At 62.9% G+C, this 23,168-nt stretch carries 25 protein-coding genes; 18 read left to right on the plus strand and 7 right to left on the minus strand.

Annotated elements, in window-relative coordinates; genetic code table 11:
• Positions 1–10: 10 nt before the first annotated feature.
• From JQ574_RS07850 to JQ574_RS07860, 3 genes are read right to left on the minus strand one after another with little or no spacing between them, the layout of a single operon-like run.
• A complete protein-coding gene (locus JQ574_RS07850; protein ID WP_212207914.1) occupies positions 11–1,510 on the minus strand; it encodes a tripartite tricarboxylate transporter permease in 1,500 nt (499 codons plus the stop codon).
• Position 1,511: 1 nt separating this feature from the next.
• Positions 1,512–1,970, minus strand: coding sequence for a tripartite tricarboxylate transporter TctB family protein (locus JQ574_RS07855; protein ID WP_212207915.1), 459 nt, complete (start codon positions 1,968–1,970; stop codon positions 1,512–1,514).
• Between the two features lie 31 nt (positions 1,971–2,001).
• A complete protein-coding gene (locus JQ574_RS07860; RefSeq protein WP_211994527.1) occupies positions 2,002–2,985 on the minus strand; it encodes a tripartite tricarboxylate transporter substrate binding protein in 984 nt (327 codons plus the stop codon).
• A gap of 206 nt (positions 2,986–3,191) precedes the next feature.
• Here JQ574_RS07860 and JQ574_RS07865 point away from each other — a divergent pair, with 206 nt between their 5' ends.
• The 5 genes from JQ574_RS07865 to JQ574_RS07885 all read left to right on the plus strand — a co-directional run bounded on the left by JQ574_RS07865 (position 3,192) and on the right by JQ574_RS07885 (position 8,873).
• Entirely contained in the window at positions 3,192–4,115 is a 924-nt protein-coding gene (locus tag JQ574_RS07865) for a LysR substrate-binding domain-containing protein (protein ID WP_212207916.1), read from the plus strand.
• A 166-nt stretch (positions 4,116–4,281) separates the two neighbouring features.
• Positions 4,282–5,244 carry a 5-dehydro-4-deoxyglucarate dehydratase gene (kdgD, locus tag JQ574_RS07870; RefSeq protein ID WP_212207917.1) on the plus strand — a complete coding sequence of 321 codons (963 nt, stop codon included), beginning with the start codon at positions 4,282–4,284 and terminating at the stop codon, positions 5,242–5,244.
• Between the two features lie 159 nt (positions 5,245–5,403).
• Positions 5,404–6,750 (plus strand): hypothetical protein, encoded by a 1,347-nt coding sequence (locus tag JQ574_RS07875; RefSeq protein ID WP_212383439.1) that lies wholly within the window; start codon positions 5,404–5,406, stop codon positions 6,748–6,750.
• Positions 6,747–7,565: a hypothetical protein gene (locus JQ574_RS07880; protein WP_212207919.1), complete on the plus strand. Its 819-nt coding sequence runs from the start codon at positions 6,747–6,749 to the stop codon at positions 7,563–7,565. The genes JQ574_RS07875 and JQ574_RS07880 overlap by 4 nt, the downstream gene beginning before the upstream one ends.
• A gap of 150 nt (positions 7,566–7,715) precedes the next feature.
• Positions 7,716–8,873 (plus strand): substrate-binding protein, encoded by a 1,158-nt coding sequence (locus JQ574_RS07885; RefSeq protein WP_212207920.1) that lies wholly within the window; start codon positions 7,716–7,718, stop codon positions 8,871–8,873.
• 102 nt (positions 8,874–8,975) lie between these two features.
• On the opposite strand, the gene JQ574_RS07890 is transcribed toward JQ574_RS07885, so the two are convergent.
• Positions 8,976–9,827, minus strand: coding sequence for a TRAP transporter large permease (locus JQ574_RS07890; protein WP_212207921.1), 852 nt, complete (start codon positions 9,825–9,827; stop codon positions 8,976–8,978).
• A gap of 16 nt (positions 9,828–9,843) precedes the next feature.
• Here JQ574_RS07890 and JQ574_RS07895 point away from each other — a divergent pair, with 16 nt between their 5' ends.
• Complete coding sequence (locus JQ574_RS07895) at positions 9,844–10,503, plus strand: hypothetical protein (protein WP_212383440.1); 660 nt, start codon at positions 9,844–9,846, stop codon at positions 10,501–10,503.
• Between the two features lie 110 nt (positions 10,504–10,613).
• Here JQ574_RS07895 and JQ574_RS07900 read toward each other — a convergent pair whose 3' ends face one another.
• Positions 10,614–11,072, minus strand: coding sequence for an SRPBCC family protein (locus JQ574_RS07900; protein ID WP_212207923.1), 459 nt, complete (start codon positions 11,070–11,072; stop codon positions 10,614–10,616).
• Between the two features lie 118 nt (positions 11,073–11,190).
• Here JQ574_RS07900 and JQ574_RS07905 point away from each other — a divergent pair, with 118 nt between their 5' ends.
• The 7 genes from JQ574_RS07905 (at position 11,191) to JQ574_RS07935 (ending at position 16,245) form a co-directional block, all read left to right on the plus strand.
• Positions 11,191–12,285, plus strand: a complete 1,095-nt coding sequence (locus tag JQ574_RS07905; protein ID WP_212207924.1) for an adenylate/guanylate cyclase domain-containing protein — start codon at positions 11,191–11,193, stop codon at positions 12,283–12,285.
• A 63-nt stretch (positions 12,286–12,348) separates the two neighbouring features.
• Entirely contained in the window at positions 12,349–12,714 is a 366-nt protein-coding gene (locus JQ574_RS07910; RefSeq protein WP_249119181.1) for an ArsR/SmtB family transcription factor, read from the plus strand.
• A 12-nt stretch (positions 12,715–12,726) separates the two neighbouring features.
• The gene (locus tag JQ574_RS07915) at positions 12,727–13,257 is read left to right on the plus strand and encodes an SRPBCC family protein (RefSeq protein ID WP_212207925.1); all 531 of its coding nucleotides are present in this window, start codon (positions 12,727–12,729) and stop codon (positions 13,255–13,257) included.
• Between the two features lie 54 nt (positions 13,258–13,311).
• Positions 13,312–14,058: a DUF899 domain-containing protein gene (locus JQ574_RS07920; RefSeq protein WP_212207926.1), complete on the plus strand. Its 747-nt coding sequence runs from the start codon at positions 13,312–13,314 to the stop codon at positions 14,056–14,058.
• A 77-nt stretch (positions 14,059–14,135) separates the two neighbouring features.
• Entirely contained in the window at positions 14,136–14,402 is a 267-nt protein-coding gene (locus JQ574_RS07925; protein WP_212207927.1) for a hypothetical protein, read from the plus strand.
• A gap of 74 nt (positions 14,403–14,476) precedes the next feature.
• Complete coding sequence (locus JQ574_RS07930) at positions 14,477–14,902, plus strand: GFA family protein (protein WP_212207928.1); 426 nt, start codon at positions 14,477–14,479, stop codon at positions 14,900–14,902.
• Positions 14,903–15,012: 110 nt separating this feature from the next.
• A complete protein-coding gene (locus tag JQ574_RS07935) occupies positions 15,013–16,245 on the plus strand; it encodes an MFS transporter (RefSeq protein WP_212207929.1) in 1,233 nt (410 codons plus the stop codon).
• A 69-nt stretch (positions 16,246–16,314) separates the two neighbouring features.
• Here JQ574_RS07935 and JQ574_RS07940 read toward each other — a convergent pair whose 3' ends face one another.
• Complete coding sequence (locus JQ574_RS07940; protein WP_212383441.1) at positions 16,315–16,752, minus strand: VOC family protein; 438 nt, start codon at positions 16,750–16,752, stop codon at positions 16,315–16,317.
• A gap of 252 nt (positions 16,753–17,004) precedes the next feature.
• On the opposite strand from JQ574_RS07940, the gene JQ574_RS07945 reads away from it, so the two are divergent.
• The 5 genes from JQ574_RS07945 (at position 17,005) to JQ574_RS07965 (ending at position 22,507) form a co-directional block, all read left to right on the plus strand.
• Positions 17,005–18,189 carry an aminotransferase class V-fold PLP-dependent enzyme gene (locus JQ574_RS07945; protein ID WP_212208034.1) on the plus strand — a complete coding sequence of 395 codons (1,185 nt, stop codon included), beginning with the start codon at positions 17,005–17,007 and terminating at the stop codon, positions 18,187–18,189.
• Between the two features lie 138 nt (positions 18,190–18,327).
• On the plus strand, positions 18,328–18,678 hold the full coding sequence (locus JQ574_RS07950; protein WP_212207931.1) for a Lin0512 family protein: 351 nt from the start codon (positions 18,328–18,330) through the stop codon (positions 18,676–18,678).
• Between the two features lie 69 nt (positions 18,679–18,747).
• Entirely contained in the window at positions 18,748–20,082 is a 1,335-nt protein-coding gene (locus JQ574_RS07955) for an amidohydrolase (protein WP_212207932.1), read from the plus strand.
• Between the two features lie 6 nt (positions 20,083–20,088).
• Positions 20,089–21,804: a dihydroxy-acid dehydratase gene (locus JQ574_RS07960; RefSeq protein WP_212207933.1), complete on the plus strand. Its 1,716-nt coding sequence runs from the start codon at positions 20,089–20,091 to the stop codon at positions 21,802–21,804.
• A 22-nt stretch (positions 21,805–21,826) separates the two neighbouring features.
• Positions 21,827–22,507, plus strand: a complete 681-nt coding sequence (locus JQ574_RS07965) for a GNAT family N-acetyltransferase (RefSeq protein ID WP_212207934.1) — start codon at positions 21,827–21,829, stop codon at positions 22,505–22,507.
• An 8-nt stretch (positions 22,508–22,515) separates the two neighbouring features.
• On the opposite strand, the gene JQ574_RS07970 is transcribed toward JQ574_RS07965, so the two are convergent.
• Positions 22,516–23,148, minus strand: coding sequence for an HAD hydrolase-like protein (locus JQ574_RS07970; RefSeq protein ID WP_212207935.1), 633 nt, complete (start codon positions 23,146–23,148; stop codon positions 22,516–22,518).
• Positions 23,149–23,168 lie beyond the last annotated feature (20 nt).

Raw genomic sequence — 23,168 nt, forward strand, 5'->3', positions numbered from 1 at the left:
AACGCCGCGATCACTCCGCCAGCGCCTCCCGGCGGCTGCGCCGGATCGCCGGGAATATCATCAGCAGGAACAGCACCGCGACGAGGGCGAGCAGCGTGGCGCTGATCGGGCGGCGCAGGAACACCGAAAAATCGCCGTCCGCCAGCAGCATCGCGCGCCGGAAATTTTCCTCAAGCTGCGGGCCGAGCACGAGGCCGAGCAACAGCGGCGCGGGCTCGACGCCGACCTTGATGAAGAAGTAGCCGATGACAGCGCAGCCGAGCATCAGCCAGACGTTGAACAGATTGTTGGCGATGCCGAAGGTGCCGATGCAGCAGAACAGCACGATTGCCGGGAACAGCAGACGATAGGGAATCTTCAGCATCGAGACCCACACGCCGATCAGGGGCAGGTTGATCACCAGCAGCATCAAATTGCCGACCCACATGCTGGCGATGACGCCCCAGACCAGTTGGGGTTGCTCGCGCATGATCTGTGGGCCGGGCTGGATGCCTTGCATCATCAGTGCGCCGATCATCAGCGCCATCAGGGCATTGGCGGGGATGCCGAGCGTCAATAGCGGGATGAAGCTGGTCTGCGCGCCGGCATTGTTGGCAGCCTCGGGCCCCGCGACGCCCTCGATCGCGCCCTTGCCGAAGCGGGAAGGATCGCGGGCGAGCTTCTTCTCCAGCGCATAGGAAGAGAACGGCGGCAGCGCCGCTCCGCCGCCCGGCAACACGCCGAGGACCGAGCCGAGCATGGTGCCGCGGAGCATCGCCGGGAAGGCGGCGCGAAGGTCGGCGCGACTGGGGATCAGGCTGCGGATCGACTGGCTGACGACGCGCATCGTCGCCGGGCGCTCGAGGTTGGCGATGATCTCGCCGAGACCGAACAACCCCATCGCGACCGGCACGAAGTCGAGTCCGTCGGAGATTTCAGGAACACCAAAAGTCATCCGCGGCGCCCCCGAATTGACGTCGATGCCGACAAGGCCGAGCAGGATACCGAGCAGCACCATCGCGAGCGACTTGGCGACGGAGCCGTGCGCGAGCACGACGGCGGCGATCAATCCGAGCACGAGCAGGCTGAAATACTCGACCGCGGTGAATTTCAGCGCCAGCGCCGCCAGCGGCAGGCTGAGCACGGCGATGACGACAGTCGCGACGGTGCCGGCAAAGAACGACGAGATCGCGGCGATGGCGAGGGCGGTCCCGGCCTTGCCCTGTTTGGCCATCTCGTGGCCGTCGAGGCAGGTGACGACCGAAGACGTTTCGCCGGGCACGTTGACGAGGATGGCCGTGGTCGAGCCGCCATATTGCGCGCCGTAGAAGATGCCGGCCAGCATGATCATGGCGGAGGGCGGCGACAGGCCGAAGGTGAACGGCAGCAGCAGCGCGACCGCCGGGATCGGCCCGATGCCGGGCAGCACGCCGATCGCGGTGCCGATGACGACGCCGATCAGGCAGAACAGCAGATTTTTCAGCTGCAGGGCGGTCGAGAGCCCCATCAGCAGATTGTCGAACAGCTCCATGTCAGAACCATGCTCCAGGCCAGATCGGCACCGGCAAGGCCAGCGCCTTGACGAAGAGCAGCACCGCGGCCGCCGAGAGCCCCAGCGCGAACAGCAGGGTCTCGATCGGCCGCGCTTCCCGCGTCGCCAGGCTGGCGATCAGGATTGCGGCAAAGGACGACAGCGCAAGGCCGAAGCGCGTGGCTGTCAGTGCGAACACGGCTACCGACGCCGTGATCGCGAGCAGGGGTTGCAGCCGGACTGGCGCGATCCCGACAAAGGGGCGGCGAAGGCCGCGGACGGCGAACCAGAGCCCGAAGCCCAGCAGCATGATGGCGATGGCGCGCGGCATGTAGCCAGGCCCCATGTCGGCGGCGGTGCCGCCCGACAAGGTGCGCGTCGCCGCCAGCGCGATGCCAGCGACAGCGATCAGGAACAGCCCGAAGAGCAGGTCCTGCCAATCCGTTCGGCGGGCGTTCATCGCAAGCCTCGCTTCGCCGGTATCGATCGCGTCATTCGCCCTTGATGCCGGCTTCGCGAATGATGTCGCCCCAGCGCTTTGTTGAATCCTTCAGCCAGGTTGCCATCGCATCCGTGCTGCCGGCGCGGACCTCGCCGCCCTGTTCGGCGATCTTTGCCTTGATCTCGGGTGTCTCCAGAATCTTGCCGATCTCGGCATTGAGCCGGGCAATCACTGCCGGCGGCGTACCGCTGGCCACGACGATGCCTTGCCAGGTGCCGAACTCGCCGCCGGGCAGCTTGGCTTCCTTGAACGTCGGCACGTCAGGCGCGGAGGGGACGCGGTTCTCGCCGGTGACCGCCAGACCGATCAACTGCTTGTTGTTTACGAAGGGAAGGGTGGCTGAGGCACCATTGATGAGGGCGCCGCTTTCGCCGGCGACGACGGCGCGGGTGGCGGCAGCACCGCCCTTGTAGGGCACGTGCTTGAACTGGATGCCGAGTTCCTTCTGCATCACCACGGCGGTGATGTGATTGGCACCGCCGACGCCGGAATTGGCCACGGCGAGTTTGCCGGGATTGGCCTTGGCATAGGCGATCAGTTCCGCCGCCGTCTTGACCGGGATCGATTCATGCACGGCCAGTACATAGGGGCCGAACATCACCATCGTGACCGGGGCGAGGTCCTTTTCGAGACTATAGGTCAGGTTGGAAAACAGGCTGGGCGCCGTCGTGAGCGAACCGAGATCGGTCAGCAGCAGGGTCGTGCCGTCAGGCGTCGCCTTGGCGACGGTGTCGGCGCCGAGGTTGCCGGACGCGCCGGGCTTGTTCTCGATCACCACGCTCTGGCCGATCGCCGCCGACAGTTTTGGGCTGATCAGCCGCGCCAGGATGTCCGAGGTTCCGCCGGGCGCGAACGGCACGATAATGCGCACTGGCCGGTCGAAATTTTGGGCGGAAGCTGTGCCCGGCAGTTGGCTGAACAGGATGGCTGCGGCGGCGGCGAGGGCGGCACGGCGCCCGAAACGTGGAAGCATGGTTTCTCCTCCGGTCGAATTCGCGCAAGCGCTCTGCGGCGTCGCGCATCGCGGTCTTTGGCCGCGCTGATGGCACGATAGGCGATGACCGATCCAATAGCGAACCAGAATGAGGATGGTCCGATACCAATTTTGGATCAAATCGCGGACTTGCGCTAGGCTGGCGAGCTGGGAGCCGGTATGCGGCAAAGAATAAAGGGAGTGGAATGTTCGAACTGAGTCAGGTGCGCTGCTTCGTGGCCGTGGCAGAGGAACTGCATTTCGGCCGCGCCGCTGCCCGGCTGAACATGACGCAGCCGCCGCTCAGCCGGCAGATCCAGATTCTCGAACGGATCCTGGGTGTAAAACTGCTTCAGCGCGGCAATCGCCTGGTCCGGCCGACGCCGGCCGGACAAAGTTTCCTGACCGAGGCGCGGCTGATCCTGAAGCTGACGGAGAGCGCGGCGCTGCTGGCGCGGCGCGTAGCGGATGGCAAGGCCGGCTCGGTCAATATCGGCTTCACCGCCGCATCTTCCTATAGTTATGTCCCGGAGCTGGTCGCGGCCTGCCGCCAGCAATTGCCTGACGTCGAGCTGATCCTCAAGGAAATGGTCAGCGGCGACCAACTCAAGCGTCTCGGTGCCGGCGAAATCGATATCGGCCTGTTGCGGCCGCCGATCCCGCGCAGCGGCCTGCAGTTTTTTCGGGTCAAGGCCGAACGGATGATCGCGGCCGTGCCGGCCGGGCACAAGCTCGCCGCGGCGGCGACGATCGATCTGGCTGATCTCGCGGCCGAACCGTTCATCACCTACGCCCCGTATGAGGCCCGTTACTTCCACGACCTGCTGGTGGAGTTGTTTTCACGCGCCGCATTGGCGCCGGTCTATGTCCAGCACCTCGCGCAGATCCATTCGATCCTGGCCATCGTGCAAGCCGGCGTCGGCGTCGCCCTGGTGCCGGAAGCGGCCGAGAAATTGCAGTTCAAGGGCGTCGCGCTGCGGCCGCTGGCGGACGACCAGCAACGGGCGGCCGAACTCTACTTCGTCTGGCGGGACGATAATGACAATCCGCTGTTGCCGGTGATCGCGGCGATCGCCCGCGACCTGGCCGGCAGAGCGTTTTCCAGCGAAGTGGACACCGGTTCGCGTTAAGAAAACGCGTCAAATCAAGAAGCCAGAGCCCTGTTCCGATGCATCGGAACGGAAAAGGCTCTGGAGCCTGAGCCATCCAATCAATGGATCATTCGATCCAGCAATTGGTCTGCGGCGGCATCAGTCCCGGTCTACTTCTGAGGTCTTCACAGCAAGGACCGCAGCGATGAGCAGAATGACCCCGAAGGAAATGGCACTGACGATCGGCAACGGGCTGCTGTCGTTCCCGGTCACGCCGTTCGACGTAGCCAACAGATTCGACGCGGCGCGCTATCGCTCCAATCTCGACTGGCTGTGCAGCTATGAGGTGGCCGGTCTGTTCGCGGCCGGCGGCACCGGCGAATTCTTCTCGCTGACGCCGGCGGAAGTCGTCGACGTCGTTACAACTGCGGTGCAGCAGACCGCCGGTCGCGTGCCGGTCCTCGCCGGCGTCGGTTACGGCACAGCGACGGCGACGGAACTGGCCGGCGCCGTCGAACGCGCCGGTGCGGACGGCATCCTGCTGCTTCCGCCTTACCTGGTGTTCAGCGAACAAGCGGGACTGGCCGCGCATGTCGAGGCGGTCTGCAAGTCGACCAGCCTCGGCGTCATCGTCTATAACCGCGACAACGCCATCCTCACCGAGGACACGATCGCAAGACTCTGCGAGCGCTGCCCGAACCTCGTCGGGTTCAAGGACGGCGTCGGCGACATCGAACAGATGACGCGGATCTATCTGCGCATGGGGGACCGGCTGACCTATGTCGGCGGATTGCCCACCGCCGAAACCTTCGCGCTGCCTTATCTCGAAATGGGCGTCACGACCTATTCCTCCGCCGTGTTTAATTTCGTGCCTGAGTTCTCGACCAAATTCTACGCGGCCGTGCGGCGGCGCGACCGTGAAACCGTCCAGGCCGGTTTGCGCGATTTCATCATGCCGCTGCTTGCGATCCGCAACCGCAAGCGCGGGTATGCGGTCTCGATGATCAAGGCGGGGATGAAAGTGATCGGCCGTGATTCCGGCCCGGTGCGCTCGCCGCTGACCGATCTGACAGCATCAGAGGTCGAGGAACTTTCGGCGCTGGTCAGCCGCCTCAAAGCGAGCGAGTTTACGAGGCGGGTGACCGCGTATTCAAATCTGACCGGATGAAGAACACCAACCAGGACGGGCTCACTAATACGCATGCATGAGGATGTGAATGAGAGTTTGACACGCAGATCATCCCGTCGGACCGGCAGGAATCTGCGCCAGAATCCATTTATATGATCGACCAAATGTGCTACCCCTACGTGTGTTAGGGGCCGCGCGATGTGGAATAAATTTTTCGGCAAGGGTAAGCAAAGCGGCGCTGCCGAGCCTCGCCAGAATCTCAATCCGGAAGAGATGATTTTGATCGATGCCCGAGCCAATCTCGCGGCAACGGGTAGTCTTACCGCAATTCTTGTTCATCTGTTTGAGGCCAAGGCCAATTTCGAAGCCAAAGCCAAAGAGGCAAGCCCGGAAAATGCGCCGTGCTACGAGGCAATCGCAGCGTGGAGCGATGAGTGCATGCGTGCGATCTACAATACAGCGACCGAGATCATCAAGCGGTGCCGCCCCGTTGTCGACGGTGGGGGGAGCTATGATCCATACGCCGGGATGGCCGTGACCGACTGTCTTGTTGTTCTGGAGAAGCTCAAGGAAATCCTGGATGGACAGATTGCGCTCCCAATCAGCCAATGGGACCGAGAGTTGGCGATCGACGCTCTCGAACGTCAGCACTTCCCGGCACTTTGGCAGCTGTGCGTTTGGCTGAGCGCCGCGTGGCATCAACTCGAAGATGTCATGGAACTTCGACAAGCCATGATGCGGTTCGTGAGCATGGGAGAAATCTTTGAGAACCGGCGTTGGGCCGGCGAGCAACTCAATCGATTGGGCATTATCAACGCCCTGCATGTCTACCGCGATGCACGCCTGCGTGGATTGACGGAGCCGGATCAGGGAATAATCGCGGAGGCTTGTGCCGAAGGACTGCGGGACTTCGGACATGAGACCGAAGATCGCGCCAGGCGCGCCGTCAACGCCGGCGATCTTACGCCTGATGCGCGATACCTCGATGCCAAGGATGTTATGCACCTCGGCCTGCATTCGCAGATGCGGCGGGTTGGAGGCGTTTTCCTTAGCCATCGTGGTCCGGACTGCAAACGGGCATTGATGGATCTGTACGGCAAGCCCCGGCCGACGATATTCCTCGACATTTGGGCGCGTCCTCGGGGCGATACCAACCGCCGTTTCTTGTGGCGCAATCTCGGCGCCTCAGAGGAGATGCACGCGTTCGTCACCACCAATTACGCAGCATCGAACTATTGCCTGAAGGAGGTGGAGGCTTGGGGATTGCTAAGTGCTGCACGCGGTCATTCGCCGGAAGCCACGCCGGCGGCGCCGATTCACCATTGTGCGCCTGGGCACTGCGTCGTCGACGTAACGAATCGACCATCGAGTCGGCACTGCGCTTCAGTCGTGAGGCGGTCGACATGGCTAAAGCTCCACTGGGTGTACGCCTCGGCGAAAGCGAGGCCGAGGCGTCGGCTTCAGATGAATGGAATCGGGGGATATTCGCAAGCGCAATTCTGTCGCCACGCCCCGGAGAAACCACTGCCGATATTCCTGCCATGATGCTGGCGCACGAACCGATCGCTGCGCTTTTGACTCTCATGAATCGTGCAATCGAACTTCTGAAGACCGACGCGAGTGCGACGGACGAACTTCGGCAAGTCCTGGTTCAAATCGAACAGATAATTCCCGAACGGTCGCCGGACCACACTTCGCAGTTTCGAGCGCTGCTGCGGTCGGTTATCGAACATCTCGCGACAGCAATCGAACTGAAGCGCAGGACGAGAACCGAGCCATTCTATTATTGCCTTCTTCATGTGTTGCAGGCGGTCGTGATCATGACGGATCACATTTCAACGGGCCTGGAAGACTCTGATCCCGGTGTATTCTCCCGTAGCCTTGTTTATCTTGCAAAATTTGGAGCGAGTCTTGACTCGGTAGTGTCACAAATCGGAACGCTGAGTCTCACCTTGACGAGGGCCGGCTTCTACCTCGTCGATCAGGATGCGCTGAGCGCCGGCCTCTTGCTAGGCCTCCTTCCGGTCAATCATGAGTCGGACAGGCTGGAACTACGTATCGATTCGACATTTGAGCCGACAATGTCGGCGTCCATGGTCAACACGATAGTTCAAGCAGGACTGGATTGCCGCACGGTGCAGGTTGTGTGCGAGGTCGAACCTTATTTTTGGCAGTGTGTGGTTGTGATTGCTGCGGTCGCTGCGTTTCCCAGCCGCAACTACCTTTTCATCGATGCAGAGGGTGGGCGGTCGCTTGAAACCCAAATCGGAAGGGTGAAAATGGAAGACTTCGCCCATGTCATCGTTGCTTGCATCGAAGACCTGCCTCAGCCGCTGATAAACCGACCTGACATCGGGTGAGTCGAGGAACTCTCGGCGCTGGTCGGTCGCCTCAAAGCGAACCAGTTTACGACCCAGTGGCTCGCGGCGGCGTAAGTCGGCGCGGCTGCACGCCTAACGAATCCCTTGTAGGCTCGTCCCAACCGATTCTTGGTTGCGGAGGGGACGCGTATGGCGTTGCGGTCGATCAAACGAATGGCGCTCGCGCTGCTGGTCTGTGGCGCAGGCCTCAGCAGCGTCGATGCCGCCGAGCCGATCCGTGTCGGCGCGGTGCTGCCGTTTTCCGGCGGCGTCGAGCTTTACGGCCAGCAGGCCAAGCTCGGGCTCGACCTCGCGGCCAAGGAAATCAACGCGGCGGGCGGCATTCTCGGCAGACCCGTTGAGGTGATGTACGCCGACGACAAAACACGGCCGGCCTCCGCCGAGGCCGCGATGCGCAAACTGATCGAGAGCGATGGCGTTGTCGCGGTGGTCGGCCCGATCACCTCGGCGAATCTGAATGCGATCGTGCCAATCGCCGAGAGTTCGAAAACTCCGCTGCTCTACGCCACCAATTATGAGGGCGGCAAATGCAGCCGTTATGTCTTCTCGTTCTCGACCGTACCCAACCAGGACATGGGCCAATTGCTGCCCTATATGAACCAGACCTTCGGCAATACTTATTTCCTGCTGGGCGCAGACCGGGTCTGGCCGCATCAGATGTTCGACATCGCAAAGCCGCTCATTGAAAATCTCGGCGGCAAAATCGTCGGCACGCAATATACGCTGGGCACCGAGACGGATTTCACCCCGCTGATCGCGCAGGTCGCGGCGGCCAAGCCGAAGGTGCTGCTGTTTGCGCTCAAAGGCGACGGCATCGATTTCATCCGGCAGGCCGACGACAAGGGATTGTTCAAGGAGACGACGGTCGCGTTCCTCGGCTTGTCCGAAATCGACCTCGGCATCTTTCGCGGCAAGGGCCAGAACATGCACACGGCGGTGCCGTCGGTCGCGACCAGCGATGACCCCGCCCTCAAAGCGTTTGTCGCCAAGGTTCGCGCCGAGGGCGGCGCCGATGTGCTGGTGTCGAACTACGTCATGACCCACTACAACACGCTGATCGCGCTCAGGGGCGCGATCAAGAAGGCCGGCAAGGTCGACAAGGAGGCCATCATCGACGCGATGGCGGGGCTGGTCTTTCCATCGCCGACCGGGCCGGTGACGATCGACCAGAACCACTACGCGACGATGAACATGTTTATCGCCAAGACGCAGGGGAGCGAACTCGTCACGGTCCGTGCGCTGGGCCAGATCGCGCCGCAGCCGGGATGCAAACTGGCGGATCGCTGATGCGGAGGCGCTCCATCGGGCACCTCCGTTGCCTCTACTGGCCGTAGCCCACAAGCAGTCTCGGTAGCCACAATACCGTCGCGGGAAACAGCGAGATGATGATCAGCACGCGACCCCGGCGCCCAGGAAGGGGCCGAGTTCACGGCTCTCCTCTTCCAGTTTCACGCCGGCGAAGTTGGCGCAGATGTAGAGCAGGATGCCGACCGGTGGCGTGATCAGCCCGAGGCAGAGGTTGAACACCATCACCAGCCCGAAATGAACGAGGTCGATGCCGACGGCCTGGACCACCGGGACCAGCACCGGGATCAGGATGAACATCGCCGGCAGCGGCTCCATGAAGATGCCGATGATGAGCAGGAAGACGTTGATCATCATCAGGATGATCGTCGGATCCGAGGAGAGGGAGCCGATCCAGCTCGCGAGCGCGCGCGGCGTGCCCGACACCGCGAGCAGCCAGCCGAAGCCCGATGACAGCGCGATGATGAACATCACGAGCGCGGTGTCGAGGGCGGTCTGGATCAGAATCGGCCAGATCGTCCTGAGGCTGAGCTCCCGGTAGACGAAGAAGCCGATGAACGCGGCGTAGACCACGGCGATGGTGGCGCTTTCGGTGACCGTGACGATGCCGCCGGTGACGCCGATCAGGATGATCACCGGCATCATGAGCGCCCAGCTTGCCGGCAGGAACAGCCGCGGAATCTGCCGGATCGGCACGGCTTCCGAGACCGGGTAGTTGCGCTTCACCGAAATCCAGTAGGCCGCGGCCATCAGCGACAGCGCAAGCAGGATGCCCGGCACGATGCCGCCGAGGAACAGCGCGATGATGGAGACGCCTTTCCCCGCAGACAACCCGTAGATGACCAGCGGGATCGAGGGCGGGATGATCGGTCCGTTGACGCAGGCCGATGCCATCAGCGCCGCGGCGAAGCCGCCGCCATAGCCCTGTTTCTTCATCGCCGGGATCAGCACCTTGCCGAGTGCGTCCCAGTGGGACTATCTGCAAGTCGCCGAATTCTGCCGCTTGCACGGGCGAGAGGAAGAGGCCGTTCGCCGTGCTGAGGAGGGACTCTGGGTGTTCGAGGATGAGCGGCCGGACGAGCGGCTCGTACTCTTCGCAGCGGACGCCTTTTCGAAGGCAGGTCGAAGCAATGCCGAGGCGCACCTGTGGCGTGCTTTCGAAAAGACGCCGTCGCTCCATCTCTACTCGCGGCTGCGCAAATTCGGCGGCGAGGAAACCCGCGCTCGCGCTGTCAGCTTCCTGGAGGCCAAGCAGGCCTCAGGCGCGCGATTCCATTGGTTTCAGCCGTCCGATCTTCTCATCCGAATATGGATGCAGGAGAAGATGTTCGATGCAGCCTGGGCGGTGGCGCGGCAACACGGCTCGTCGCCGGCCTTGAAGGACGAACTTGCCAGGGCGAGCGAGGCGACGCATCCGCGTGAGGCACTTGAAGTTCATGCCGAACGCGTTGTTTTGCTTGTCAATACTGGTGGCAATGCAGCTTACGCGGAGGCAGCAAAATTGATCGCGCGCATGGCGACCATGCGCAGCAAAAAAGAGCAGGCGGATTATGTCCTGGGGCTCAAAGCGCGTTTCGATCGCAAGCGCAACTTCATGAAGTTATTGGATTGACTTGGCGCCGGCACGCGACGCGGCGCTCTACCGGCGGCTGTCAGCCGCCTGCGCTCGGCGCTTGATCTTCCCAAGCCAGTCGCTTGACGAGGATGACGCGGGGTGAGCCGTCACGCCGGCTTGCGCGTGCCGTTCGGTCCCCAATCAGGACCGGGATCGCGGCCGGCGGCGACTGATGTCAGCCGGCCGAGGTAATGCGCCCAACCCTTGTCATGGCTGGCGCAGGTGGCTTCATTGGGAAGACCGCTATGGGTCATGCGCAGCAGCGTGCCGCCATCCTGTTCGATCAGATCGATTTCGATCAGGCTTGATCCCGGCGGTACCTCGTCGTTGGTTTCCCAGCCGAAACTGTAGGCGAGGCGGTGCACCGGCACGACTTCGCGAAATGCGCCGCGCGCCGTAGCGCTGCCGACGCCTTTCAGGAGATAGAGCCCGCCCGGATGCATCTCAGTCGTCGCCTCGGTGCCCATCCATTGCACGATCTTGTCGGGATCGGTGAGGAAGGCGAACACGCTGGCGCGGGGCGCCGCAATGTGGGTCTCGCGCTGGACGACGAACGCTTCAGTCATCGAAAACCTCGTTGCTCGTTGGCATGAAGAAGGTGCGACCGATGCGAACATATGCCCGCGCGCGGATTTACCAAGGGCGGTTGATGACAATGACGCGCCGCTGCCACATGATCGGCCCATGCAACTCAATTCGACGCTGACATGGCTGGTGGATGCGGCGGGCGCTGCACCGGGTGCGGACCGGTTCCTTGCCGAACTCGGTGCGCATTTGATCGCTGATGAATTGCCGCTCGCCGGCGGCGCCCTGACGCTCGCGGTCCCGCATCCGATCATTGCCCGTCGTACCTGGCTATGGCGGGCCGACAACGGCGAGGTGATCGAGGCTGTGGGTTTCGCGCCGGCGGGATTCGCAAATGCAGGACAGAAGGATTCCGCTGGTGATGCCGGCCGCCGCTGGCTGGCCGGGCTCGCGGGCGGAATGGTGCATGAAGACGTCGTGGGCCCGGGACCTGATGGACCTGTGCTCTCATGGATCGGGCCGCGTCAGTTCACGGAAGCGGAAATCGCCCGGTGGCGTGAGGTGGCCCGTTTTGCCGCCGCACCACTTGCAGCACTTTCAGCGCGCGCGACGCTGACCGCAACGCTCGAGGCCTATCTCGGCCGGCGCAGCGCGGCGCGCGTCCTGGCAGGACCATTGCGGCGTGATGTCGGCGAAACCATCCGTGCCGCGTTGCTCTATGCGGATCTACGCAGTTTCACCGCGCTGTCCGAGACTTCGCCGCCGGCTTCCGTCATCACCGCGCTCGATGCCTGGTTCGATTGCATGGCCGGTGCCGTTCACGCCTTCGGCGGCGAAGTGCTGAAATTCATCGGCGACGGCATGCTGGCGATCTTTCCGGTTATCGGCGACAATCCGGGCGATGCCTGCACCGCCGCGCTGCGCGCGGTCACATCAGCCCAGGCCGGAATGGCACATCTCGATGAGACGCGGCGAGAGCAGGGGCTGCCATCTCTCAGCTTCGGCGCCGCGCTGCATCTCGGTGAAATTCTGTGGGGCAATATCGGCGCGGCGGACCGGCTGGATTTCACCGCAATCGGTCCCGCCGTCAATCTGGTCAGCCGGCTCGAGGGGCTGTGCCGGCCGCTCGGCCGGACGGTTTTGATTTCCGGCGCGGTCGCTCGCGAGCTCTCCGCAAAACTAATCCCGCTCGGAACGCATCCGCTGCGCGGCATCGCCGCTCCCTGCGACGTCTACACCGTGCCGGACGGCTAGACCCTTCGGAACTCGATCACAAAGAAGTTAAACCGATCGGTTGACAATCCGGACTGCACGACTATGTTAAACCACATGGTTGAACAAGAGACCCATCTCGATGCCGTCTTTCATGCCCTCGCGGATCCCACCCGGCGGGCCATGCTTGGCCAGCTCGCGGAACGCGAACTCACGATTGGGGAACTGGCGACCCCGTTCAGCATGAGCTTTGCGGGTGCGTCGAAACACGTGCGGGTGCTGGAGGACGCAGGGCTGGTGAAGCGCACGATCCAGGGCCGCACCCATCTGTGCCGCCTGCAAGCGGCGCGGCTAGCAGAAGCCAATGAGTGGCTGCGGCGTTATGAGCGCTTCTGGACTGAAAAACTCGACGCGCTGGAATCCCTGCTGCGCGCCGAAGACGAAGCGGCAGCCAAGAAAAGCAAGACGTGAAGGAGTAGAACGATGGATGCGAAGACACCCGATGCCTACGGCACGCTGATCGAACCCACCACGCTGAAGATCCAGCGGCTGTTGCCCGGTCCGATCGAGCGCATCTGGGCCTATCTCACCGACAGCGAAATGCGCCGCAAATGGCTGGCGGCAGGCGTGATGGAGATGAAGGTTGGCGCGCCCGTCGAATTCGTTTGGCGCAACGGCGAGCTCAACGATCCGCCAAGTCCGCGGCCGGCCGATTTTCCCGAAGAACACCGCATGCAAAGCCGGATCACCGAACTCGATCCGATGCGCAAGCTTTCCATCGCCTGGAACAACAGCGGCGACGTGACGTTTGAACTGGAGCCAAAAGGGCAGGGCGTGCTGCTCACGGTGATCCATCGCCGTCTGCCCGATCGTTCGACCATGCTCAAGGTCAGCGCTGGCTGGCATATGCATCTCGACGTCCTTGTCGCACGCGCATCCGGCAATGAGCCGGCGCCGTTCTGGGAAGGCTGGAGCAAACTGCAAAAGGAATACGACCGGCGGCTGCCGGCCTGACGCCGCAGCACGACGCCGACCGCAACAAGCATCGCACCAAACAGGAGGCTAGCCATGATTCAGGCAATGAAGACGCATGTCGTTTCGGCAAAGGAGTGGGAAGCTGCGCGCCAGCAGATGCTCGTGAAGGAAAAAGCCAATACCCGTGCCCGTGACGCGCTGGCGGCCGAGCGCAGGCGGATGCCGTGGATGGCCGTGGAGAAGACGTACGCGTTTGAAGGACCGGGTGGCAGAGCGAGCCTGGTCGACCTGTTCGACGGCCGCCGCCAGTTGATCGTCTACCGCGCGTTCTACGAGCCTGGCGTGCATGGTTGGCCCGAGCATGCGTGCCGCGGCTGCTCCATGGTGGCCGATCAGGTCGCCCACCTCGCTCATTTGAACGCGCGCGATACCACGCTCGTTTTCGTTTCGCGCGCGCCGCAGGTGGACATCGCGCGGCTGAAAAAGCGGATGGAATGGGATATGCCCTGGTACACCGTCACCGACAGCTTCGACAAAGACTTCGGCGTCGACGAATGGCACGGCACCAACGTGTTCATCCGCGACGGCAACAAGGTTTTCCGGACCTACTTCATCAACAACCGCGGCGACGAGCAGATGGGGGGCACCTGGAACTACCTCGACATCACGCCGCTTGGCCGTCAGGAGGTCTGGGAGGATTCTCCGGAAGGCACGCCGCAGACGCCAACCTACAAATGGTGGAACTGGCACGACAGCTACGTCCCGAACACCGCGCCCGATAAAAAGTGGGTCGAGGTGTCGGACGCCGGCGAGGCCGCCATGCGCAAGCAAAGCGGCTAATCCGGCGACGTCAGCCACCGCTCGCGCAGTGCTGCGCGAGCGGGAGCAGCCAGATAGCAGTAACGCAGGAGAAGGACATGAGTGAGACGCATGCCGTCGCACGCAGCACCGGTGCGATTCCTCGCAACAACGGCAATGCGGCCGCGACCGGCGCCGCCGAATTTCTATACCTCGCGGCCGCCCCGACCTTCGCGATCATGGCGTTGCTCACGTCCGTTCTTGGCGGCGGAGCGGTGGAGGCCTTGTGTTCGCCGGCGTCACCGCTGAGCGGAATGGTTCCGATGTATTTGCTGATGAGCGCCTTTCATCTGGCGCCATGGCTGAAGCTGATTTCTCATCGGTGAAATGGTGTTGACCGGTGCTGATCCTGCTTTCGAAATCCAGATTACCTCGCATCACCTCCTCGAAAAGGAACAACATGAGCAAAGTTTTTACCGGTGGCTGCGCCTGCGCCGCGATCCGTTATGAAATTTCCAGCGAACCTGTCTTCATGAACCACTGCCAGTGCCTGGACTGCCAGCACAGGAGCGGCACCGGGCACGGCTCCTATCTGACCTTCATGGACAGGAAGAACGTAAAACTCGAAGGCAAGGCGGCGCGTTGCGACGTCGTTGCCGATAGCGGCAATGTGAAGACGCACAGCTTCTGCCCGGCCTGCGGGTCACCGGTCTATCTGACCTACACGGCGATGCCGGATGTCATTACCGTGCACGCGGCGAGCCTCGACGATCCCGCCCGGTTCAAGCCGCAGGCCGTGACCTACGGGATACGCAGCCATGCCTGGGATGATCTCGATCCGGCCTTGCCGAAATTCGACAAGATGCCACCTGCTGCCAGTTCCTGAACTGGCCACGGGTCTTTAAAAGGCGTGCCCTTAAAAAATTATCCTGATCATGTCGCCTTTGGCGCTTCTCGTACGTCTTGAACAAAGAAGCGCCAAAACGGAGATTTGCAATGGACCATTCCCGCTATCGATGGGTGATTGTCGCGGCCGGCGGCACGCTGGGCTGTGTCGCGATCGGAGCGATGTTTTCACTGCCGGTGCTGTTGCAATCGATCACGCGGGATACCGGCTGGTCGGTCGCCGGCGTATCGAGCGCGATGACGGTCGGTTTCCTGGCGATGGCGTGCTGCAGCATGCTCTGGGGCAACCTGTCGGACCGGTTCGGGCCGTTGCCGGTGGTGCTGACCGGATCATTGGTGCTGGCGGCAAGCTTGTTGCTCGCAAGCCTAGCGACTTCGCTTCTGGTGTTCCAGTTCGCATTCGGCGTTCTGGTCGGCGGCGCGATTGCTGCGATCTTCGCGCCGATGATGGCCTGCGTCACCGGCTGGTTCGATACCCATCGCAGCCTCGCGGTGTCCTTGGTGTCGGCCGGCATGGGGATCGCGCCCATGACCATGGCGCCGCTGGTGGCCTGGCTGGTCTCGTTCCATGACTGGCGAACGACACTGCAGATCGTGGCTGCGATTGTTGCCGTCATCATGATTCCAGTGTCGCTCCTGGTGCGACGCCCGCCGGCGCTCGCGGCGGCCAGCGCCAGTGTCCCGGCAAACGGCGAGCAGCAAACCGAGATGTCGGTGAGCGAAGCGGTGCGGTCGCCCCAGTTCGCGATCCTGCTGCTGACGAATTTCTTCTGCTGCGCCACCCATTCCGGACCGATCATCCATACGGTCAGCTATGCCGTCAGCTGCGGTATCCCGCTGATCGCGGCGGTTTCGATCTACAGCCTCGAAGGGCTCACGGGGCTCGGCGGCCGCATCGCGTTCGGCATCCTCGGCGACAAACTGGGCGCCAAGCGCGTTCTTGTGGCGGGATTGCTGGTGCAGGCCTTCGGCGCGCTGGCCTATGTGTTCGTCCGCGACCTTGCCGGCTTCTATGCGGTGGCGGCGGTATTCGGCTTCATCTATGCCGGCACAATGCCCCTATACGCCGCGATCGCGCGCGAGAATTTCCCGTTGAAGATGATGGGCACCGTGATCGGCGGCACGGCGATGGCCGGCAGCCTCGGCATGGCCACGGGGCCGGTGGCCGGCGGCCTGATCTACGATACCCTTGGCAGTTACACGTGGCTTTACGTCGGCTCCTGGGCCATGGGACTGGGCGCGTTCCTGATCGCGATGACCTTCAAGCCGTTCCCCAAGACGAATGCGAACGCTCAAGCGGCGACGGTGCCGGCCTCGGCATAACCAGACAAAACCCGGGCGCGTGTTGGCACGCCCGGGTTCGTTGTTAGATTGATCACCTTGCTGAGGGGATCAGCCGGCAAATGCCTTGTCGAGGTCGGCAATAACGATCTTTCGCATCTTCATCATGGCCTGCATGGCGCGATCGGCCTTCGTGCGATCGGGATCGCCGAGGTAACGGCCCAGCGCCGTGGGCACAACCTGCCAGGACAGGCCGAATTTGTCCTTCAGCCATCCGCATTGCGATTCCTTGCCGCCGTCGGCGGTCAGTCTGCTCCAGAAATAGTCCACCTCTTCCTGGGTCTCGACGCTGATGAAGAAGGAGACCGCCTCGTTGAATCTGTACTTGGGGCCGCCATTGAGGGCGTTGAACTTCTGCCCCTCGAGTTCGAAACTCGCCATGAAGTCATTGACGATTTCGACCTTGGCATTGGGAAACACCGATTTGTAGAAGGCGACGGCCGCGGGGACGTTGTTGTCGAACCAGAGGAACGGCGTGATGGAAGTCATGACGGATGTCCTTGTCGGTTGAGGTGAATCGGCAGGCTCGGTGGCTTTGGAGGGAGAGGATGGTCCGGGCAGGGTCGACAGGCAGATCAGCGAGGATTATTGGGCCGTCGTCGGCGTGGGCTCATGGGGTGGACGAACGAGGGGACAGGATTCCGACACGGTCTGTTTCTTTTTTCGCACGGCCCAATCCACCCCTCCGGGGGCAGGGCTGGTCTGGTAGGCTTCCTCGGTTCGTCTGAAACCGGATTGCCCATGTCCATTGATCTTGAACGCCTTCGCGCTGAGACGCCCGGTGTCATCAGCCGTGTCCACCTCAACAATGCCGGCGCCGGCCTGATGCCCTTGCCGGTGCTGCAGGCGATGACAGACTATCTTAGGCGGGAGGCCGAGATCGGGGGCTACGAGGCCGCCGCCGAGGCTGCAGCACGCCTTGACGGCGTTTACGACAGTGTTGCCGGTCTGATCGGCGCCGCCAGGGATGAGATCGCGCTGACCGAAAATGCCACTGTGGCGTGGCAAATGGCGTTTTACGCCCTGCCGTTGCGCGACGGCGATCGCATCCTGACAGCGCGGGCCGAATACGCGGCGAACTATGTTGCGTTTCTGCAGGTCGCCAAGCGCACCGGGGCGGTGATCGAGATCATCCCTGATGACGCAAATGGCGTGCTGGATGCGGAAGCGCTGGAGCGGATGCTCGACGATCGCGTACGTCTGATCGCGATCACCTGGGTGCCAACGAATGGCGGCCTGGTGAACCCCGCGGCCGCCGTCGGCCGCATCGCACGGGCGCACGGAATTCCCTATCTGCTCGACGCGTGTCAGGCCGTCGGACAGATACCGGTCGACGTCGCGGCGCTCGGCTGCGACATGCTTTCGGCGACGGGACGCAAGTTCTTGCGCGGTCCGCGCGGGACGGGATTCCTGTATGTGCGCCGCGAACTGCTGGGCAAGCTCGAGCCACCGATGATCGACCATTTCGGCGCGCCGTGGATGGCGCCCGATCGCTACCAGCTTAGGGCCGACGCCCGTCGCTTCGAGACCTGGGAGAACAACTACGCCGCAAGATTGGGGCTCGGCGTCGCGGTGGACTACGCGCAGGCGATTGGAATCGAGCCGATTGCCGCGCGTTGCCGGACGTTGGCTGGCCTGCTGCGCAATGGGCTTGGCCAGATTCCTGATGTGACGATCCATGACCTTGGACCACACCCGGCGGCGATCGTCACATTCTCCGTCCCGGGCTTTGAGGCCGATGCCGTGAAGACGCATCTGGCCGGGGCGGGAATCAATGTTAGCACGTCGGATCCTGCAAGCACGCTTCTCGACGCGAAGCGGCGTGCATTGCCTTCGATCGTGCGCGCCTCGCCTCACTATTATAATACGGAGGACGAAATCGATCGTCTGACGACGACTGTTCGGAAGCTCAGGGATCGCCAGTGATCGGTTTGCGCATCTCGCCGCTTCAAGAAGGAGCGGTTTGCTTCGTCGCTTTCAGTCGCCCACTTGCCTTCGGACCGCCATGGCGCGAAACTCTGCGCTGAGACTGATCCCCCGCACTCCAACGAAAGCAAAAACCTGATGGCACGCGTGCGCTGTATTACCGAAATGGGCATGGGCGTTGATGTTCATGGCCGCGACGCCACCAAGGCCGCCAAGCGCGCGGTCTCGGACGCAATCCGCCACTCCAGCCTCGGCTTCTTCCGGATGCTGGGCAAGACCGCCAACGATATGTTTGTCGATGTCACCATCGCCGTGCCGAACCCCGAGGCGGTGGATACCGCGGCGGTCGCCAAGGAATTGCCATATGGCACCAAGACCGTGACGGCGATTGCGGGCGGGCTCGAGATCCCGTCCGATCTGGGCAATGATCCTATCCTGATCGCCAACGCTGCCGTGATCGTGAGCTTTGACGACGGCAAAACCGGGTAGACACTCAACGAGCCGTCGTCCAGGCTGCCGATAAGAGCAACACCGGGGAAACAAGGGAGCGCCGCCGCCATGAAGCACTTGGTCAAATCCTTGCTTTTGTCATCGGCGCTCTGTGCATTCACGCTCTGGCCCGCGCATGCCGAGTTGGACGTTCCCGCGCTCAAGGCCGCGATCGAAAAATCGTTCGAGGCGGACTATCCAAAGCTCGATGCGCTCTACAAGGATCTCCATGCTCATCCTGAACTCGCGTTTCAGGAGGTAAAGACTGCGGCAAGACTCGCCGCCGAGATGCGCGCGCTTGGTTTTGAGGTCACCGAGAAGGTCGGAAGGACCGGGCTGGTCGCGATCTACAAGAATGGTGACGGCCCCACCATTCTGGTGCGCACCGAGCTCGATGCGCTGCCGATGGAGGAGAAGACCGGCCTCGACTATGCGAGCCGTGAAAAGACCACCTGGAACGGCCGCGAGACGTTCATCGCGCATAGCTGCGGCCATGACATTCACATGGCGAACTGGGTCGGCACGGCGAAGACACTGGTAGGCCTGAAGGACCAGTGGAAGGGCACCTTGATGTTCATCGCGCAGCCCGCCGAGGAAATCGTGCAGGGCGCGAAGGCCATGCTGGACGACGGCCTGTTCACGCGATTTCAGAAGCCCGATTTCGCCTTTGCCTTGCATGCCGGCGGCTTTCCCTACGGCAATCTCAGCTATCGCGTCGGCGTCGGCTCATCCAACGTCGATGGCCTCTTTATCAAGTTCCGCGGCCGCGGCGGCCACGGTGCGATGCCGCAGCTGACCATCGATCCCGTGATGATGGCCGCGCGTTTCATCGTCGATGTGCAGAGCGTGATCAGCCGTGAAAAGGATCCGACCGAATTCGCAATTGTAACCATTGGGTCGATCCATAGCGGCACGGTCGGCAATATCATCCCGGACGAGGCAACGCTGCTGGGGACGATTCGCACGTTCAAACCTGCGGTGCGCAACAAGTTGGTGGCGGGTATCGAACGGGTGGCGAAGGCCGCCGCGGCGATGTCGGATGCGCCGGAACCGGAGATCAGGATCGCGGAAGGCACCAAGGCCGTGTTCAACGATCCCGCCGTGGTAGCGACCGCCGAGAAGGTGCTGAAGGCGGCGTTCGGCGAAAAGCTGAGGCAGACGCCGGCGAACACGACCAGCGAGGATTTTTCCGAATTCGCGGGAGCCGGCGTGCCGTCGATGATGTTCAATATCGGCGTCTACGAGCCGGAACGGTGGATGGCGGCAAACAAGGCCGGGACGCCACTGCCCGGCAATCATTCACCGCTGTTCGCGCCGGTACCGAAGCCGACTATTCAAACCGGCATCACGGCGCTGACGCTCGCGGTGCTCAGCGCGTTCGATCAGCATGCAAGAGGCAAATAAACAATAATGGTTGAAGACAGCAGCGCCTACTGGAAGAAAGCCCGCGTCGAATTGCGTGCCGCCGGCTTCGAACCGGACCGCGCCGCGAAGACCAGCGCGGTCGTGACGATTGCGAGCGCCTATACCAATGCGCATCGCTGCAACAATCGTGTGCGCGCCATCACCGATCTGCTCGTCGAAATTCTCGCCGAACGCGGCGGGCAGGGCCTGATCGTGGGGGCGCCGGCGGTGTCGGACGCGCTGACGCAGGGCACGCCGACGGCGGGCTACAGCCTGGCGTCGCGCGACGTCGTCGCTGATTGCTTCGAGATCGGGCACTATGCGCACCATGGCGACGCCATGATCGTGATCTCCGGATGCGACAAGACCGGCGCTGCCGCCTTGATGCCGCTGGCGCGGACCAATGCCTTCGGGCTCGTGCTCTATCCCGGCACCAGTTCGCCGGGCCGGGTGTCGTTCGGTGCCTGGGCAGCCAAGGGCAACAATCTTACGATCATGGATTACGCTGAAGCGCGCGCAGCCAATGATTCCGGCCGTATCTCGGCAGATGAGCTGCTCGAAATCGAACGCAATGTGATGCCCGGCAGCGGCACCTGCGGCGCGATGTTCACCGCCAACACCATGAGCACGATTGCCGAAGCCATCGGCATGATGCTGCCGCGCGGCGCCTCGCATCCCGCCGACTACCACGCCGGCAGCGACATCCATGCCGACGTCCGTGCACAGGCCCGTGCCTCGGTCGACGCGCTGTACCGGCTGATCGAGGCCGGCATCCGGCCGCGCGACATCATGACCGAGCGCGCGTTCGAGAACGCGATCACCACCGTCTATGCGATGGGCGGTTCGACCAACATGTATCTGCACTTGCTCGCGGTCGCGCGCGAGGCGCAGGTGCCGGTCGGCATCGAGCGCATCCAGGCGGTCGGCGAACGCGTGCCGCTGCTGGCCGACCTGCAGCCGCATGGACCCTTTGCGATGGGAAGCCTGCATGCGATCGGCGGCGTGCCCGTCGTGATGAAGGAGTTGCTGCGCAACGGCCTGCTGCACGGCGACGTGATGACGGTCACCGGCAAGACGCTGGCCGAAAACCTCGCTGATGTGCCGACGCTGGATCAGATCGGCCCGCAGAAGATCGTTTCGCCGGTGGCCAGTCCCGTCGCGCCGCCGAACAACCACATCAGCGTGCTGAAGGGCAATCTCGCGCCGGAAAGCTGCCTGCTCAAACTCTCCGGCAAGACGCTCGACAACGGGCAATTCCGCGGCACGGCGCGGGTGTTTGAATCTGAGGCCGCCACGATGGCTGCGATCCGCGCCGGGGAGATCGTGGCCGGCAATGTGATCGTGGTGCGCAATGTCGGTCCGGTCGGCGGGCCTGGCATGCCCGAAATGGTGATGCTGACGATCCAGTTGCAGGGGCAGGGCCTCGGTGAGGATGTCGCGCTCATCACCGACGGGCGCTTCTCCGGCGTCTCGCACGGCATCCTGATCGGCCATGTCTCGCCGGAAGCGGCGCGTGGCGGTCCGATCGCGGCGGTCCGCGACGGCGATATCATCGTGATCGATCCCGGTGCGCGCACCGTCACCCTCGACGTGTCGCCCGAGGAGATCGCCCGGCGCATGGCAGACTGGCGCGCGCCTGACGCGGCGCGGGTGCGGCGCGGCTCGGTGCACGACAAATATATCCGGCTGGTGTCGTCGGCGCATTACGGCTGCGTGCTTTGAGCGGACGTGCGTCGGCAAAACCATGACTCATCCGCTCGATCAGCCCATCTGGAGCGCTCTGACGACCCGGCAGCAGGCGCTGGCGGAGGGCGGCGCCGTGGCGCGGCGCTTTCCGCTTGCGATCGCGCCGTTCGCGGACATGGTCGACATGTCGCCCGAAAGCTTTGCCGCCCTTGGCGCGCTGATGTCCGGATCCGAGATCGCCGTGCTGTTTACATCAGGCGCAGTCACCGCGCCGGATCAATTCAAAACGCTGCTCGCTGAGACCGGGGAGCAGATGACAGGAACGCCCAAGGACAGTTCGGCGCCCGGCGTGGAGATCGTCACGCTCGGCGTGGCCGATGTGCCCGAGATGATCGCACTGGTCGAACTGACAAAACCCGGTCCTTTCAGCACGCGCACCCATGAACTCGGAACGTTTCTCGGCATCAGGATCGATGGCCGGCTCGTCGCGATGACCGGCGAGCGCATGAAGCCCGGCAATTACACCGAGATGACGGCGGTCTGCGTGCACCCGGATCATCGCGGCCGCGGCTACGCGCAGGCACTGCTCGGCGCGGTCGCCCGCGGAATCGTTGATCGAGGCGAGATTCCGTTCCTGCATGTGTTTAGCAGCAACACCTCAGCGATCGCGCTTTATCAAAGGCAGGGAATGGAGATCCGTCGTCGCCTGCATGTGACGGTGCTGCAGAAAAAGGCGTGACGGTTCAATCAGGCGATCGCGAACTCTTGTTTGATCTCCTCGAACGTATGGAAGAAGTGCATCGGCCCGGCTGCCTGCAGCGCGGCGGGCAGGGCGTAGCCCCAGGCGACCGCGCCGGAATCCATCCCTGCGGCCTTTGCGGCGTCGATGTCGCGGAGTTCGTCGCCGATGCAGAGGACTTCGGAAGGACTTGTTCCGAGCTGCCGCGCGACGCGCTTGAACTTGTGGTGCTTGCCGAAGAGCGAGGCGCCGCAGTCGAAGCGCGCGATCAGCGCCGCGGAAGGACCGAGGACCTGGCGTACCGATGCTTCGCTGTCGGAGCTGACGATTGCGGCGTGGATGCCGATGTTCCGCAGGTCGGCCAGCAATTGCGGGACGCCGTCGAACAGCGAGATCTGGTTTGCGGCCGCAAGCTTGCGCCTCCGCATGTCGCGCGAGATGGCCGGCAGCTTCCACATCGGCAAGTTGAGGCGGGCGATGATTTCGCGGCCCGACCGTCCGCGCAATCCCTCCAGTTCCTCGGCGCTGACGGGCGCGAGGTCGAACTTCTCGATCAGATCCTGAAAAACCGTTCGAAACCAGGGAAGCGAGTCGGCGAGCGTGCCGTCGAAATCGAAAATGGCGAGGCGATAGCGAGGCATGTCGGATCTGCTATCGCGTC

The sequence above is a fragment of the Bradyrhizobium sp. AUGA SZCCT0158 genome (assembly GCF_018130065.1).
Taxonomy (GTDB): domain Bacteria; phylum Pseudomonadota; class Alphaproteobacteria; order Rhizobiales; family Xanthobacteraceae; genus Bradyrhizobium.

What these genes read in the sequence shown, in the direction of transcription:
- JQ574_RS07850 (WP_212207914.1), bottom strand. Translation starts at nt 1,510, where the DNA reads ATGGAGCTGTTCGACAATCTGCTGATGGGGCTCTCGACCGCCCTGCAG.
- JQ574_RS07855 (WP_212207915.1), bottom strand. Translation starts at nt 1,970, where the DNA reads ATGAACGCCCGCCGAACGGATTGGCAGGACCTGCTCTTCGGGCTGTTC.
- JQ574_RS07860 (WP_211994527.1), bottom strand. Translation starts at nt 2,985, where the DNA reads ATGCTTCCACGTTTCGGGCGCCGTGCCGCCCTCGCCGCCGCCGCAGCC.
- JQ574_RS07865 (WP_212207916.1), top strand. Translation starts at nt 3,192, where the DNA reads ATGTTCGAACTGAGTCAGGTGCGCTGCTTCGTGGCCGTGGCAGAGGAA.
- kdgD (WP_212207917.1), top strand. Translation starts at nt 4,282, where the DNA reads ATGAGCAGAATGACCCCGAAGGAAATGGCACTGACGATCGGCAACGGG.
- JQ574_RS07875 (WP_212383439.1), top strand. Translation starts at nt 5,404, where the DNA reads ATGTGGAATAAATTTTTCGGCAAGGGTAAGCAAAGCGGCGCTGCCGAG.
- JQ574_RS07880 (WP_212207919.1), top strand. Translation starts at nt 6,747, where the DNA reads ATGATGCTGGCGCACGAACCGATCGCTGCGCTTTTGACTCTCATGAAT.
- JQ574_RS07885 (WP_212207920.1), top strand. Translation starts at nt 7,716, where the DNA reads ATGGCGTTGCGGTCGATCAAACGAATGGCGCTCGCGCTGCTGGTCTGT.
- JQ574_RS07890 (WP_212207921.1), bottom strand. Translation starts at nt 9,827, where the DNA reads ATGAAGAAACAGGGCTATGGCGGCGGCTTCGCCGCGGCGCTGATGGCA.
- JQ574_RS07900 (WP_212207923.1), bottom strand. Translation starts at nt 11,072, where the DNA reads ATGACTGAAGCGTTCGTCGTCCAGCGCGAGACCCACATTGCGGCGCCC.
- JQ574_RS07905 (WP_212207924.1), top strand. Translation starts at nt 11,191, where the DNA reads ATGCAACTCAATTCGACGCTGACATGGCTGGTGGATGCGGCGGGCGCT.
- JQ574_RS07910 (WP_249119181.1), top strand. Translation starts at nt 12,349, where the DNA reads ATGTTAAACCACATGGTTGAACAAGAGACCCATCTCGATGCCGTCTTT.
- JQ574_RS07915 (WP_212207925.1), top strand. Translation starts at nt 12,727, where the DNA reads ATGGATGCGAAGACACCCGATGCCTACGGCACGCTGATCGAACCCACC.
- JQ574_RS07920 (WP_212207926.1), top strand. Translation starts at nt 13,312, where the DNA reads ATGATTCAGGCAATGAAGACGCATGTCGTTTCGGCAAAGGAGTGGGAA.
- JQ574_RS07925 (WP_212207927.1), top strand. Translation starts at nt 14,136, where the DNA reads ATGAGTGAGACGCATGCCGTCGCACGCAGCACCGGTGCGATTCCTCGC.
- JQ574_RS07930 (WP_212207928.1), top strand. Translation starts at nt 14,477, where the DNA reads ATGAGCAAAGTTTTTACCGGTGGCTGCGCCTGCGCCGCGATCCGTTAT.
- JQ574_RS07935 (WP_212207929.1), top strand. Translation starts at nt 15,013, where the DNA reads ATGGACCATTCCCGCTATCGATGGGTGATTGTCGCGGCCGGCGGCACG.
- JQ574_RS07940 (WP_212383441.1), bottom strand. Translation starts at nt 16,752, where the DNA reads ATGACTTCCATCACGCCGTTCCTCTGGTTCGACAACAACGTCCCCGCG.
- JQ574_RS07945 (WP_212208034.1), top strand. Translation starts at nt 17,005, where the DNA reads ATGTCCATTGATCTTGAACGCCTTCGCGCTGAGACGCCCGGTGTCATC.
- JQ574_RS07950 (WP_212207931.1), top strand. Translation starts at nt 18,328, where the DNA reads ATGGCACGCGTGCGCTGTATTACCGAAATGGGCATGGGCGTTGATGTT.
- JQ574_RS07955 (WP_212207932.1), top strand. Translation starts at nt 18,748, where the DNA reads ATGAAGCACTTGGTCAAATCCTTGCTTTTGTCATCGGCGCTCTGTGCA.
- JQ574_RS07960 (WP_212207933.1), top strand. Translation starts at nt 20,089, where the DNA reads ATGGTTGAAGACAGCAGCGCCTACTGGAAGAAAGCCCGCGTCGAATTG.
- JQ574_RS07965 (WP_212207934.1), top strand. Translation starts at nt 21,827, where the DNA reads ATGACTCATCCGCTCGATCAGCCCATCTGGAGCGCTCTGACGACCCGG.
- JQ574_RS07970 (WP_212207935.1), bottom strand. Translation starts at nt 23,148, where the DNA reads ATGCCTCGCTATCGCCTCGCCATTTTCGATTTCGACGGCACGCTCGCC.